The organism is Peribacillus simplex (genome assembly GCF_900156045.1).
Taxonomy (GTDB): domain Bacteria; phylum Bacillota; class Bacilli; order Bacillales; family DSM-1321; genus Peribacillus; species Peribacillus simplex_D.
In genome coordinates this window covers 714,067-729,059 of the sequence record NZ_FTMX01000002.1, presented here as the reverse complement: position 1 = coordinate 729,059, position 14,993 = coordinate 714,067, and the positions used below count along the sequence as shown (strand labels likewise).

Sequence of the window (14,993 nt, the reverse complement as noted above, 5' to 3'; positions counted from 1 at the left end):
AGTAGGATAACTTGACTGACGAAAATGATAGGTAGCAAGAGCAATCTTTTTGGATAACCGGCAATTTTCATGTAAATCAAAACAATAAAATATCAATTACTATTACATGACTAGTGAAGGAAAAAAGCTGTATATTAAACTTTAGAGGGTAAGAATATAAAATTCAGAATTTTCTTGAAATGAATCCGTGCACATGTTAGAATTCATTTCAGGTAAGAATATTATAAATAAGATAATATTGGAATTATGGTGAAACTTCGTTTCTTAATAAGCAACAAAAACAATAAGGAAGGACTGAAGAGAATCTATATAGGAAAGAAAGTCTACGGGGATTGGTAAAATTTAACGATTCCTTATTTAAAAGCAAAAAATATCTCCTCTATTTATATCATCCAATCATCCAGTCATAGTCAAATGAGAACCAGTTACTATAGTGTTTTTTAAAACGACGCATTCTTGCCTATCTACCTTAAAACAACAAAAATCAGCACAATGATTGCTATGTATAACGACATAGCCAATAATTCTTTTTATATAAAATTTTTCGGAAATAAAAAGAAACGATGTTGCTTATTAAGAAACAATGGCCATGGATTACATCTTCAGTTTTAACATTATTCAAATCTATTTATGAAGGGGTGAGAGATAATTTGAAAGCGCTTCATCGAAATCGAACTATAGAAAAATCTGACGGAAAATAATATCTATGAAATCAGCTTAACAGCACAAATAAAAGTTATGTCGATGTAAATATGCTAATGATTTATTTTTTTGGATGGTGGAATTGTAAGCGCTTGTATGAAAGTGATCAGTGGGTAATGTCCAGCGTATTTAGCATATAAATGAAATCATTCAGGAGGTTTTTGATTAATGAACAAACAACTTCAGATGAATAAGAAATTTAAATGGAAAGTTCGTTATACTGTCTTATTTGTATTATGGTTATGTTGGCTGTTTTCTTTCCTTGATCGAATGGTTATCACTATTGCATTGCCTTTTATTGGTGAAGATCTAAATCTAACTGCGACAGCTCAAGGGTTACTGTTAAGTATTTTCTTTGCAGGTTATGCACTTTTCCAAATACCGGGCGGGATGTTATCAGATAAATTTGGCTTTCGTCGTGTGATGAGCATTGCGATTGTATGGTGGTCAATTTTCACATCATTGACTGGTTTAATTTTTTCTTATCCACTTATGTTAATTATTCGATTCGTATTCGGTTTAGGTGAGGCATGTTTACCAGGTGCTGCATACAAAGGAATAGCTAATTACTTTCCTAGTAAGCAACGCGGGACGGCCACAGGAATTCAGTCAACAGTTAATACGTTAGGACCGGCTCTTGCTGCTATTGCTGCGGCAGCAATCATTGCGGCATTTGGATGGCGTACAGTGTTTATCGTAATGGGTATTCCGGGCACTATAATCGGTCTGTATATCTGGTTTAAATTCAAAGATAATCCGAAAGATCATCCTAAAATGACGAAAGAAGAGCTTGCAGAATTAGAAGAAGACAGTGAGGCAGAAAATTTGAAAGAAGAAAAGAAATCTGGAGTTTCCTTTAAGGAACTTTTAAGAAAACCTATTTTATGGCAAATGGCGCTTATTTGGTTCTTCTTTGATATTACTTTCTGGGGCTTTACTTCTTGGCTTCCATCTTATCTGATAAATGTTAGAGGACTTTCTTTAATGGATACTGGTATTTTCAGTGCCTTACCGTATCTAGTTGGTACAGTTTCAATTGTTCTTGGTGGGTACTTGTCAGATAAAGTAAAAGGAAAAAGAAAATGGGTGTTTATCCCTAATGCTGTAATTGGTGGTTTAGCATTATTATTAATGCTTCAAGCTTCTTCCACTGCAATGGTCATTACGTATCAATGTGTTGCAGCATTCTTCATGTTCTTAGCTCAAGGAGCATTCTGGGGTCTGGTTGTTGACACACTTCCTGCGAAAATAATGGCTGCAGGCTCATCTACTGTTAACTGTTTCGGATCAATTGCAGGATTTATCGCCCCGTTTTTAATGGGATATATGATTGAAAGCAGCGGTGGTTCTTACAATTCATCTTTCATATTAATGATTGCAGCAATTATTGTAGCAGCAATTATTGCCCTTACGATTGGCAATAATACCGAAAAAGAAAATTCATTGAATTCAGAAACAATAGTAGAAGCTTAATTTGAATTGCAAATCCATCAGTAAGTAAATGGATTCATTCATCTATGCTGAGAAGAGCAATATAATAAAAATGATGTTTTTTAACATGGTAATAGCAGTATATTTACAAAACCCTTGATAAGCGGCTGTCAGATGGCAGGCGCTTTTTAATTTCAGTGAAATCAAGACTGAAAATTGAATAATCTACACAATGCAGACGCTTTTTTTTCAGATATTGGGTAAGAAAGAGGGAAAAAAGTGTTGTAATTTTCAGAAAAGTAATTAAAATTAAAAAGGAACACCGTTGCTTATTAGGTAACAGAAAGGGGTGAATAAACGAAATAAATTAAATCATTTAAAAGGGAGTTTGAATGAATGAAAGTAAATTTAAAACCAAGCAATGTTAGTTCATTAACAAAGGTACTTGCAGTAGCTACGCAAAATCAATTTGCTGTCGGTTCGTTTACTCCTAGAGCTACAAAGATGGTAACTCCTATACTTAGAGCGGCCCAAGAAAAGAAATCTGCGGTTATTGTTCAAACTTCTGAGAGAGAGCAGGAACGGTACGGAATTAATTTAGCGGAATTTAGCCGAGAGTTTTATCGTGTGATCCAAGAGGAGAATATTACGATCCCTGCCGTGTTACATTTAGATCATACGAAGGATTTCAATGTAATTGCTGAAGCCATAGAAGTTGGTTTTACATCTGTTATGATTGATGCATCAGAGCAACCATTCAAGAAAAATATTGAGATAACAAAAAAGGTTGTTGAGTATGCACATTCAAGAGGCGTAACTGTTGAAGCTGAATTAGGCAAGATAGGGACAACCGACTTTATTGAAACCGACGTTGATGAAGAGCTATTTACAGAGCCTAAAGAAGCAAAACAGTTTGTTGAAGAGACAGGTATTGATGCATTGGCGGTTTCTGTCGGAACTTCACATGGAGTTTATCTTGTTAAAAATCCAAAAATTGATATTGAACGTTTAATAGCAATTCGTGCATTAACATCTGTACCTTTAGTGTTACATGGCGGTTCAGGCACTCCTTCAGAGATGATTAGGAATGCAATTCAAATTCCTAATGGCGGAATTAGTAAAGTGAATATTGCAACAGATTTAGAACATATGATGATAAAAACTCTTAATAGGGAAAATTATGTTACAGAAAAAGAGTGGTCGGAACTACCAACTGAAACATTAACTTTAGTCCAAAACGCAGTTCAGGACGTAGTAAAAGAAAAAATTGAAAACTTTTTAATAAGTAGCGATAGCGCTTCTTACTATGTTTAAGAAGTAAGATTATACTAACTTTGAACTATACTCCCTTATTTTAGTCACATAAGATAAACCCTTTAACCACATAATAGATGGCTATACTAATTATCGTTAAGATAACTTTTTTAGAAGAATTGCTAAGGTAATAGGAGGAAAAATAATATGTCTTTAGAAAGATCTAGTATAGTAACCTTTGCTGGTAATCCAGTTACGTTGATTGGGAGAGAAATTCGTGTTGGTGATAAAGCGCCAAATTTTGAAGTATTAGCAAACGATCTATCAAAGGTTACACTTGAAGATTCAAAAGGGAAAGTCCGCCTTATTTCATGTGTTCCCTCTCTTGATACAGGAGTATGTGACGCACAAACACGGAAATTTAACCAATTAGCTAGCAATCTAGGAAATGATGTAGAAGTGTTAACAATTAGTGTAGATCTTCCATTTGCACAAAAAAGATGGTGTGGAGCAGCAGGAATAGAACAAGCCCAAACCCTTTCAGATCATTTTAAGATGTCATTTGGAACAGCTTATGGCACATATATAAAGGAACATCGTTTAGAATGCCGTGCAGTATTCGTTGTAGATGAAAAAGATGTCGTACAGTATGTTGAATACGTTCCGGATATTACCGAACATCCGAACTATGAAGCAGCTATAGAAGCAATTAAGTCATTAATAAAAGTTAAAAAGTAATATAAATAAGCAATATACACTATGTTTAAAGGACGTATATTATTTTCATTAATCCTAAGAAGTAAAATGTTTACTGCATTACAATCTTTTTTTCTCAGTTTATTTTATTCTAATCTCAAAATAGAAAGGCTGCCTCACAAAAGGTCAGCCTCTTCTATCAATGGTTTTAAAAATGGGGTGGTGAGGTGCAAACATAGAGACAAAAAAGTTGTTATTACCTTAAAGGAATAAGGGTAAAGTTTAAATTAATTTTTGTTAATAAGGAGTCGGCAATATTCTGAATATTATAACTTTTTTGTTGAAAAACTAAAGTAGTGGTGATAGTATAAAAGTGTCAAGAATTTATTAAATATAGAATAAAATGTTATATTTCACTCATTAATTGGAACGTCGTTGCTTATTAAGGGACAAAAAAGGGGAGCTAGATTTTTAAATTTTGGCAATGATATTTGAAAACAGATCGATTGAAGTATATTAAACAACTTAATTTAAATGACCAGGTTGTATAATTATCCAATTATAAATATTTTTTTACCCAGTATTGTATACAATACTGCATTCAATTTTGAATTCTTCATTGAGGGGAGGTATAAAGGTTGAATAGTTTAGAAATTGATATCTATAAAAAAATCAAGCAGGCTATTATCCAGCAAAAGCTTCGGCCAAATATGCAGCTAATAGAAAAGGATCTTGCTGAATCGTTTGGGGTAAGCCGTACCCCTGTTCGAAATGTTCTGCGCAGATTGGAATATGAAAAATTAGTGAAAATTAAGGAGCATAAAGGTACCTTTGTCTCTTGTTCAACAATTGAAGAAGCAAAAGAAGTATTTGAAATGAGGAGAATTTTAGAAGGGGAGGCAGTGCGAAGAGCATGCACACTCATTAACGAGGAACAATTACAAGAGCTAGAGACTCTAGTTGAAGAAGAACGACATATATATGGTAGTCTGGATTTTTATGAATCTTTAAAAATATCTGGGGATTTTCATTTGAAAATAGCTGAAATCGCAGGGAATTCATATTTTTATCAATATCTCGAAGACTTAATATCCCTAACTTATGTGATTATAGCAATCTATGGAAGAAGCAAAATGGAAGCATGTGGTTCTCACGATCATTTGCAAATTTTTAATGCTATTAAGCAAAGGGATGGTGATCTGGCAGAACGCTTATCTCTCATTCATCTTAGTGAAATTGAGTCGAATCTTCATTTTAATGAGGAATTACAGATCTCGCCTTCCTTGTCAGGTATATTTCTTTAATTTTAATTTGATTTACGATTCATTGAAAGCGCTTACCATTAAGGTTTTTAAGGAGGTGATACAGTCCATCGAAATCATTTTCAAACGTAATGCAGTTGTCATGTTATTTTTTTTCGATTTTCAAGAAACACTGTTGCTTAATATGCGACGATACCTCGAGTCAAACGCAATAAGATGGTGGAGGATCGATGGGAAATAGTACTTTTAACAAAACAAATTCGTATTTTAATTCCTGTGAATGAAGAACATAAAAGAACACTTAGAAGAAAGATTGCATCATATCATAGCCTTGGCAAACATCTAAGACCTGACTTGTTAACCAATGCATATGTCAGAAATGCGGAAAACAATAAAAAAGGGGTTGGATGTATCATGTCTACAAATTTAAAAAGTTACGTTCCACAAGAAACGCAGATCCAACATGATACGGGTGTGGATGAATCACTTAATCCGAAAACCGAGGAAGGTAGGACGGTAAGTCCGTTAAACTATATTTTTATGTGGGTTGGAGACGGTGTCAATCTAGGTAATATGACGCTTGGAGCTAGTATGATTGTAGCGGGAATCGCTACGTTAAACATCTTTCAGACATTTGTCGCGGCTATCATGGCAATTGGTATCATTTCAACTGTTTTTGCTTTAAATGACAGGCTCGGTTACAGAACGGGAATACCATATGTTGTACAGCTTAGAATGTCCTTTGGGCTCAAAGGTTCCGTAATATCATCACTAATGCGCGGTATTCCCGCCATCGTATGGTACGGTTTTCAAAGTTGGATTGGCGGTACTGCCTTAAATGAAATTGCGAAAATTATTACGGGCGGCGCCTTTGATAATGTTGCCATTTGCTTTGTAGTGCTACAGTTGGTGCAAATTGGGCTTTCATTGTACGGATTCCATGCCATTAAATGGGTGGAAACGCTTGCGTCTATTGTTATTGTACTAGCGCTTCTCTATGTATTTGGCGTTCTACTAACTTCCCATAGCGAGGTTATTGCAGAAAAATGGGTTCATGCAGAAGGATCATGGGGCTTACCTTTCTTTGCATTGATAATGATGTTTATGGGAAATTATGCGGCTATCTTTTTAAGTGCAGCAGACTATTCAAGAGAGCTAAAATCTGGTATTAGCGATGCAAAACGCGGGTTTTTGTACTTTCTTCCTATATTAATAGCGTACGGCTTGACACTTGCAATCGGTGGAATGCTTGCTTCCGCAACCGGCATCAACAATCCTGTGAAAGCGTTTGCGGTCGTGGTGGATAACTCTTATATTACACTCTTTGTATCCGCATTTATTGTTTTGGGTGCGGTTGCAGTGAACATGGTTGCCAATATTATTCCGCCAACCTATGTTATTACCTTGCTTACAAAAATGAAATATAAACCTGCAGTTACCATAACCGGACTGCTTGCATTTTGCTCATTCCCTTGGGTTCTTGTACAGGATTCTTCGGCAAAGGGTCTTGGTATTTTCATTCTTATATATTCCGCATTTTTAGGTCCTATTGTTTCTATATTATTAGTTGAATATTATATATTAAGAAAGCAAAAAGTAAATGTTGCAGATTTGTATAGGGAAGACGGTCCATTTGCCGGGTATAATCCAGCAGCGGTGCTTGCATTGCTTATCGGCGCCGGAGCAGCCTTCATGAAAGTGGAGCTGGCATGGATTATCGGTGTTTTTGTGGCAGGTATTGCATATTTGCTTTTGATGAAATTTGCATTTAAAGATTCAAAATTCAAAAAGGGTACCATTTTTGAAAAGTAAACCTGTATTTCTAGGTTTCTACGGGTTATTCACTCTGTCTATTTATATTGGATTGATGCAATCTGAGGATGAAATAAACTAGGTGGTTGAGTAATGTGAATATACGGAAAATTGAGAAAAAGGAGTTGGGAGAATGAAGTTTGATTTAATCATAAAGAACGGAAATGTGGTAATTGAACATACAGTAGAACAACTAGATATCGGTATACTTAATGGTAAAATTGCAGAAATTTCGAAAGAAATAGTCGGAGAATCTGCTGAAATTATAGATGCTTCTCATCAATATGTCATGCCTGGGATGATAGATGCCCATGTCCATATTTGCGAGCCAGGAAGAACGGAGTGGGAAGGGTTTGTAACAGGAACTCAAGCACTAGCGGCAGGGGGGACAACATCATTTGTTGATATGCCATTAAACGCTTTGCCGGCAACGACTACAAAGAGTTCACTGCATCTAAAATTAAAATCTGCTGAAAATAAGGCGTATGTTGATTATGCTTTGTATGGTGGATTAGTTCCTGATAATCTCGAAGATTTAGAGGACCTTTCTAACGAAGGTGTTGTGGCCTTCAAATGTTTTATGGCAACATGTGGCAGTGAAGAAATTGGAGATTTTAAAAATGTTGATGATTTTACTCTATATCAAGGTATGAAAAAACTATCGGAATTGGGGCATATTTTATCTATACATGCTGAGAATGCAGAGCTTACTGATAAACTGGCAATCGAAAAGAAAAAACAAGGGAAGACAACAGCAAGAGATTATGTGGAGTCCCGTCCAATTTTTACTGAGGTTGATGCTGTAAAACGTGCTTTGTTATTAGGTAAAGAGACTGGATGTAAATTACATTTTGTTCATATTAGTAGTGGGGAGGCTATTGAAGAAATCCTTAAAGCACGTAAACAAGGCCAAGAGGTTACGATAGAATCGTGTCCTCACTATTTCATGTTAGATACGGAAACCTTTGAAAAGATAGGACCTGTTGCGAAATGCGCTCCCCCGCTTCGTTCTAAAGCAGAACAAGATAAATTATGGGAAGCTCTTAAGGAGGGGAAAATTGATATCCTGACATCAGACCATTCCCCATGTCCTCCAGATATGAAGCAGAGCAACACAAATAATATGTTTGATGTGTGGGGAGGGATTAGTGGCTGCCAAAATAATGTTGATTTAATGTTTGACGAGGCTGTTAAGAATCGTGGGGTTTCTGTAAGTGAATTTTCAAAGATGATTGCGACAAAGCCTGCAGAAATATTTAACTTAAGAAATAAAGGAAGCATTAAAGTTTCCTATGACGCTGATATCATTCTCCTTGATCCAAATAAATCGTACACCGTTAAGCCAGAAGATTTGTATTACCGTCATCAACAAAGCCCTTATGTTGGAAGAAAGATTAACTGTCGAGTGACGAAAACGTTTGTAAGGGGACAACTAGTATTTGATTTTGAGAAAGGGATTGTAGGTCAGCCAATCGGGAAGTTTATTTCGGCAAGAAGTAGTTTCGTAAAAGCATAAAATTCTCTAAAGAAGGTTGGCCTAAAAGGGCACTTAAGTTGCTCCTGACGGCGTCATACCTTCTTTTTGTTTTATTTTTTGAATGGTATTATGTCTGGGGATTGCTATTGTGGTAAGATAAAGAAACAGGATCAGTAATATAGGATTTAATCGGAGGGTAATGCAAATGGTTAAGTCAGTGGATAGGGCGTTAACAATTATTTCATTAGTAAGCAAGCGTAAAGAAGGGATTGGGGTTACTGAGCTTGCCTCCAATCTAGATTTAAATAAAAGCTCTATATTCAGATTATTAAGTACTCTTGTAGATCATGGATTCATCGAACAAAATCCTGAAACTAAAAAATATAGATTAGGCTATAAATATTTAGAATTAAGTTCGATGCTGCTTGAATCTATTGACTTGAGAACTCAAGCTAAACCTTTTCTGGAAGAGTTAGAATCACATATTAATGAAGTGATCCACTTGACCGTATATGATCAAGGAGAGGTAATCTATATTGAAAAACTTGAGGGAAGTGAAACCCTTAGAACACATTCACAAGTAGGAAGACGGGCCCCAATGCATTGTACGGCAGTCGGGAAGGTAATCTTAGCCCATCTGCCATTAAATGAGATCGTAGATATAATTGACAAGCATGGTTTACCAAAGCATACTGAACAAACGATTACAGATAAAGATTCTTTTTTTAAAGAATTGGGGAAAATAAGGAACGAAGGTATCGGTAGAGAAATTGAAGAAAATGAACAAGGAATCACCTGTATAGCAGCGCCAATTTTTGATAATCGGAAGAAAATTACTGCTGCCGTTAGTATTTCAGGACCAAGCATCCGAATGACTGAAGAAAGATTAACTGAAATTAAACCAATTATAATGGATATTGGTAAAAAGATTTCCAAAAGGCTTGGTTACACAGACAATTAAATAATGACATTAGAATTGGTATAATACCAATTCTTTTTTTGTGGAAATTTATTGATTCAAGTTTATCCCTTTGAAGAATTTTTATAAAAAATTTATTGACAAAAATACTTGAAATATTCAAAAAACGGTGATAATATCAAAATAAGAAACATGGTTAGTTAATAAGCAACAAGATGCTTATTTTTTTAATTATTAAAAGAAACTACGTTGCTTATTGCGCGACTAAAAGGAGGAGTAATAGTGGATTTTTCTAAAGAGAAAAGCAAATTTTATAATAATCTAACGAAAACAATTCGCCGGCACATAGTTAAGATGACGAACCATGCAGGAAGTGGTCATCCCGGTGGTTCTTTATCAGCAACTGAACTAATGTCCGTGCTATTTTTTGAACACATGAATGTTGATCCTAACAACCCAGATTGGCAAGACCGAGATTGTTTCTTCCTATCTAAGGGTCATTGTACACCTGTATTTTATTCAGTATTAGCTGAAAAAGGTTTCTTCCCAGTTGAAGAGTTAATGACATTCAGGGATGTTGACGGTAGGTTACATGGACATCCATGTGGAGAGCATATTCCAGGTGTAGACATATCTTCAGGATCACTTGGTCAAGGATTATCAGTAGCAAATGGTGTTGGATTAATTGCAAAACTAGATGGTAGCAATAGAAGATCATATTGCATGATTGGTGATGGGGAATTACAAGAAGGTCAAGTATGGGAAGCAGCAATGACAACTGCACATTACAATCTTGATAACGTTTGTGCGATTATCGACTGGAACAAAATTCAACTTGATGATTTTGTTGAAAATGTAAAAGGTGTAAAAAATCTTGGTGATAAATTTAGAGCTTTCGGTTGGCACGTTGTTGAAATTGATGGTCATGATATTAATGCAGTTAATGAAGCGTATAAAGAGGCTAAACGCACTAAAGGTAGACCTACTGCAATTCTAGCTCATACGGTTAAAGGTAAGGGCGTTTCATTTATGGAAGATACACATGATTGGCATGGAATGGCTCCGAATGATGAGCAATTAGAAATCGCTTTAAAGGAGTTGGCTTAAGATGGCAAATCAAGAAGCACCACGTAAAGGTTTTGCTGATGCACTGATTAGACTTGGAGAAAAACATGACAATTTAGTTGTACTTGACGCGGACTGCGCAAAATCAAATATGACAAATCTATATAAAAATAGATTTCCAGAACGCTTTTTCAACATCGGTATTTCTGAATGTGATTTAGTAGGTACTGCAGCTGGTATGGCAGTAGCAGGTAAAGTACCATTTGCGAATGCTTATGCAAACTTCCTTACTGGGCGCGCATTTGATCAAATGAGAATTTCTGTATGTTATTCAAATAACAATGTGAAAATTGTCGGTCATAACGCTGGTACATCAGCTGCTCAAGAAGGTGCAACACATTTACCCCTTGAAGATATTTCTTTAATGCGCTCACTGCCACGTATGACTGTAATTGTTCCAGCAGATGCAGTTGAAATGGAAAAAGCAGTAGAAGCTGCTTATTACCATGACGGACCTATTTACCTGCGGGTTGGCAAATTACCAGTACCGATCGTTACAAAAAAAGAAGAACCATTCAAAATAGGTAAAGCAATTAAATACCGTGAAGGATCTGATATTACAATCATCAGTACTGGGATAATGCTTGATGAATCGCTAAAAGCTGTAGGTGAATTAGAAAAGCAAGGTGTAAGCGCCGAACTTTTACACATCCATACAATTAAACCTATTGATAAAGAAGCCATTATTGCATCTGCTGCGAAAACAAAACATGTTATCACAGTTGAAGAGCATTCAATTATAGGTGGATTAGGTAGTGCTGTTGCTGAAGTATTATCAGAAAGCCAACCAGCTAAATTAAGAAGGATCGGTACAAATGACCGTTTTGGAGTATCTGGAAAAATGGATGAATTACTTGATTTCTTTGAATTAAGAGCACACCGTATTGTTTCTACTGCAAATGAATTATTGGGGCATAGAGTAACTAGCTAATCACATTTTTAGATAATGAAAGGGGGAGGGTTTTTGTCAAACGCAACCCAATATCTAAGTTTAAAGGATACTTTAGAAAATCCTCTCTTCTCTAAATCGGATGATAGCCTTCGTGCTAAAATCAAAGCTCATTTAAAACGAACAAAACATAAGTTTATCGTTTTAGATGATGATCCAACTGGTGTCCAAACGGTACATGATATTTTTGTCATTACGGACTGGGGAAAAGACTGGATTAAAAAAGGATTATCTGATGAGAGAAGTGTACTTTATATTTTAACAAACACAAGAAGTTATAATGCAGAAAAAACGGAAAACATCAATAGAGAGATTGTCCAAAACATTGTTGACGTTACTAAGGAAATGGGCATTAATTATTCAATCATCAGTAGAAGTGACTCAACTTTAAGAGGGCATTATCCACTTGAAATTAATGTGCTCCAAGATGAATTATTAAAAACTGCTGATGTACAAATTTCAGGTCATTTAATCATACCGGCTTTTTTTGAAGCACATCGTTACACCATAGATAATATTCATTATTTAGGTATGGATGGTCAGCTTGTACCAGTAAATGAAACAGAATTTGCGAATGATTCCGTTTTCGGTTTCAATACTGCTAATTTGCCGAAATGGATTGAAGAGAAGACAAATGGAAGCGTAGCTTCAGAGTCAGCTTTGATCATTTCACTTGAAGATATTCATAATGGTGGCATTGATAAAGTTTATGAGATTTTACTATCTGCCAACAATAATGCTCCTATTATAGTAAATGCAAAATCTTACTATGATTTGGACATCGTATCATTAGCTGTCCTTAAAGCAATTGATTCTGGCAAGCAATTCTTGTTTAGAACTGCAGCATCTATTGTAAAATCGATTGCGGGAATTCAGGATCGGCCATATTTATCAGCTAATGAGATTGTTTCAAATGATGAAAGCCAAAACAATGGTGGCTTTATTATAGTAGGTTCTCACACGAATAAAACTACCGAACAAATTAAGGAACTAATGAATAAATTCCCGATTGAACAAATCGAAATGAATGTCGTGAAAGTTCTAAATAAAGAAACAAGAACTGAAGAGCTAACACGAGTATGTCAATTAGTAGATCAAAATATTTCTTCTAATCGCGATACGCTTGTATATACGAGTAGAGATTTAATTAGTGCGAAAGATATGGAAGAAAACTTAAAGATTAGTCAAACTGTTTCAAGTTCTTTAGTTAAAGTTATTCGCTCACTAAAAATAAAGCCGAAATTTATCATTGCAAAAGGTGGTATAACTTCGAGTGATGTGGCAACTGACGGCTTAGATATTAAATATGCAAAAATTTTAGGGCAAGCGATCGCCGGTGTTCCAGTATGGTTAACCGGAAGTGAAGCTAAGTTCAAAGATACACCTTATATCGTATTTCCAGGCAACGTTGGGGATAAAGATTCAATTGCTCAAATCTTTGAAAATATAAAAAAGGATCAAAAGGGAGAGATATAAATGGCTAAACAAAAAATGACAGCTGCTGAGTTAATTGCCTTGTATTTAGAAAAAAGAGGAGTGAAACATGTTTATGGTGTACCGGGAGCTGCAATTTTACCATTCTATGATGCAATAAAAGAATTAACTAAAATTGAATCATATATTGTTCGTCACGAGCAAACGGGTGCTTTCATGGCTGATGGTTATTCAAGAGCAACTGGTGAAGTAGGTGTATGTGCTGCCACATCAGGTCCTGGTGGAACTAACTTCTTAACTGGTCTTTATGGTGCATGGATGGACTCCATTCCAATGATAGCCATTACCGGTCAACAAAAAAATAGTCTAATTGGAACCATGCAATTCCAAGAAGCGCCTATCGTTGAAATGGCAAAGCCTGTAACGAAAGCTGCATACCGTTTAACTGACGGTTCGAAAGCTGCTGAATTTATCCATGAAGCATGGGTAACAGCCACTACTGGGAGAAAAGGTCCAGTTCTTCTTGATTTACCAGTTGATCAACAAAAAGTTGAAATAGAAGTCGACTTGGATGTGCTTATCGCTTCTACTCCAGTCGATAACTTACCACAAGCTTCTGACGCTGATATAGAGAAAACATTAGAATTATTGAAAGATGCTAAAAGACCGGTCTTACTTTCTGGTGGAGGGGTTAACATTGCAAACGCTACCATTGAATTAAAATCGTTAGCAGAAGAGCTGCAAATCCCTGTCGTAACTTCTGGCATGGGGATGGATACTTTCCCTAACGATCACCCTTTATTCGCGGGACGTATGGGAACGATGCTTGATACTCCATTCGGTAACAAAACAATTGTAGAAGCTGACTTAGTAATCAACCTTGCCGGACGTTTCGCCGATCGTTCAACTGGTAATGTTTCGGTATTCACACAAAACGGTAAGAAAATTATCCACGTAAATCTTGATAATAAGGAAATTGGTAAAGTTGTACCAACGATTTTAGGTATCGTTTCTGATGTTAAAACATTCATGGTTAAACTTGCAGAAGCCCATAAAGCACTTGGTGCTCATGTAGCTGCAACTGCCGAAGTAGGCACTAGAGTAAACTTAACTGAAGAGCGTAAGAAATGGGCACGTAAAACGGATTACACAACACTTCCAATCAGACAAGAGCGTGCATTGCGAGAACTTCGTGAATTCTTGGATCGCGATGCCTTCGTATCACATGACTGCGGTATCAGCCAAATCTGGTCTAGTCAATTATTTGAAACGTATGTACCAAGAACATACTTATTAACTGGCGGTGCGGGGACAATGGGTTGGGGCCTTGGTGCAGCAATGGCAGCAAAACTTGCATTTCCTGAAAGACAAAGTGTAAACATCCTTGGTGATGGAAGCTTAGGAATGTCATTGCAAGATATTGCTACAGCTGCAAAACATGATATTCCGGTCATTATTTTCTGTATGAATAACTCATTAATGGGATTAATTCGCCAACAACAAAACTGGTTCTATAATGAACGCCAAATTTCCACGGACCTAATTTACAAAAATGAATTATGTGATAATGAAGAGCGAGGAATCGACTTTGTTAAAACTGCTGAAGGTATGGGTGTTCGTGGTGAGCTTGTTACACATTATGATGATATCAAACCAGCTCTGCAACGTGCAGTTGATTCAGGGAAACCATATTTAATCGAAGTTATAGTTGATCCAGATCCTAAGAACGCATGCGAATTCTCTAATAACGGTGCACTAAACGGATTCAAATACTCTGAAAAAATTGATTATTCAAAATGATCATCACTCTTGATGGAAGTGGTTTTTTTGAAGCAATGGGATATAACCTATTGCTTCAAAAAACATATTAGTAATAAAAAGTAGGATTGACTGTACTTAAATAATGGGTTTATTAAAGGAGGGAAGCCGAAA

At 36.0% G+C, this 14,993-nt stretch carries 11 protein-coding genes; all 11 read left to right on the top strand.

The annotated features are described in order from the left end of the window. Positions 1 to 870: 870 nt before the first annotated feature. The 11 genes from BW986_RS10095 to BW986_RS10045 all read left to right on the top strand — a co-directional run bounded on the left by BW986_RS10095 (position 871) and on the right by BW986_RS10045 (position 14,861). A complete protein-coding gene (locus BW986_RS10095; RefSeq protein ID WP_076367526.1) occupies positions 871 to 2,175 on the top strand; it encodes an MFS transporter in 1,305 nt (434 codons plus the stop codon). A 354-nt stretch (positions 2,176 to 2,529) separates the two neighbouring features. Further along, positions 2,530 to 3,447, top strand: coding sequence for a class II fructose-bisphosphate aldolase (locus BW986_RS10090; protein WP_076367524.1), 918 nt, complete (start codon positions 2,530 to 2,532; stop codon positions 3,445 to 3,447). 147 nt (positions 3,448 to 3,594) lie between these two features. Then, complete coding sequence (gene tpx, locus BW986_RS10085) at positions 3,595 to 4,125, top strand: thiol peroxidase (RefSeq protein ID WP_076367522.1); 531 nt, start codon at positions 3,595 to 3,597, stop codon at positions 4,123 to 4,125. Between the two features lie 596 nt (positions 4,126 to 4,721). Next, complete coding sequence (locus BW986_RS10080) at positions 4,722 to 5,387, top strand: GntR family transcriptional regulator (RefSeq protein WP_076367520.1); 666 nt, start codon at positions 4,722 to 4,724, stop codon at positions 5,385 to 5,387. Positions 5,388 to 5,759: 372 nt separating this feature from the next. Further along, positions 5,760 to 7,157 carry an NCS1 family transporter gene (locus BW986_RS10075; RefSeq protein WP_076367994.1) on the top strand — a complete coding sequence of 466 codons (1,398 nt, stop codon included), beginning with the start codon at positions 5,760 to 5,762 and terminating at the stop codon, positions 7,155 to 7,157. A 133-nt stretch (positions 7,158 to 7,290) separates the two neighbouring features. Next, a complete protein-coding gene (allB, locus tag BW986_RS10070; RefSeq protein ID WP_076367518.1) occupies positions 7,291 to 8,673 on the top strand; it encodes an allantoinase AllB in 1,383 nt (460 codons plus the stop codon). A 166-nt stretch (positions 8,674 to 8,839) separates the two neighbouring features. Then, a complete protein-coding gene (locus tag BW986_RS10065) occupies positions 8,840 to 9,595 on the top strand; it encodes an IclR family transcriptional regulator (RefSeq protein WP_081395564.1) in 756 nt (251 codons plus the stop codon). Positions 9,596 to 9,835: 240 nt separating this feature from the next. Continuing rightward, entirely contained in the window at positions 9,836 to 10,660 is an 825-nt protein-coding gene (locus tag BW986_RS10060) for a transketolase (protein ID WP_076367514.1), read from the top strand. A 1-nt stretch (position 10,661) separates the two neighbouring features. Beyond that, entirely contained in the window at positions 10,662 to 11,609 is a 948-nt protein-coding gene (locus tag BW986_RS10055; protein WP_076367512.1) for a transketolase family protein, read from the top strand. A 33-nt stretch (positions 11,610 to 11,642) separates the two neighbouring features. Continuing rightward, positions 11,643 to 13,103, top strand: coding sequence for a four-carbon acid sugar kinase family protein (locus BW986_RS10050; protein ID WP_179086040.1), 1,461 nt, complete (start codon positions 11,643 to 11,645; stop codon positions 13,101 to 13,103). Next, positions 13,104 to 14,861, top strand: coding sequence for a thiamine pyrophosphate-binding protein (locus BW986_RS10045; RefSeq protein ID WP_076367508.1), 1,758 nt, complete (start codon positions 13,104 to 13,106; stop codon positions 14,859 to 14,861). The last annotated feature ends 132 nt before the right edge of the window (positions 14,862 to 14,993 follow it).

Bases quoted from the DNA above. Each gene is read 5' to 3' on its own strand.
- BW986_RS10075 (WP_076367994.1), top strand. From the start codon at position 5,760: ATGTCTACAAATTTAAAAAGTTACGTTCCACAAGAAACGCAGATCCAA.
- BW986_RS10095 (WP_076367526.1), top strand. From the start codon at position 871: ATGAACAAACAACTTCAGATGAATAAGAAATTTAAATGGAAAGTTCGT.
- BW986_RS10045 (WP_076367508.1), top strand. From the start codon at position 13,104: ATGGCTAAACAAAAAATGACAGCTGCTGAGTTAATTGCCTTGTATTTA.
- tpx (WP_076367522.1), top strand. From the start codon at position 3,595: ATGTCTTTAGAAAGATCTAGTATAGTAACCTTTGCTGGTAATCCAGTT.
- BW986_RS10065 (WP_081395564.1), top strand. From the start codon at position 8,840: ATGGTTAAGTCAGTGGATAGGGCGTTAACAATTATTTCATTAGTAAGC.
- allB (WP_076367518.1), top strand. From the start codon at position 7,291: ATGAAGTTTGATTTAATCATAAAGAACGGAAATGTGGTAATTGAACAT.
- BW986_RS10055 (WP_076367512.1), top strand. From the start codon at position 10,662: ATGGCAAATCAAGAAGCACCACGTAAAGGTTTTGCTGATGCACTGATT.
- BW986_RS10090 (WP_076367524.1), top strand. From the start codon at position 2,530: ATGAAAGTAAATTTAAAACCAAGCAATGTTAGTTCATTAACAAAGGTA.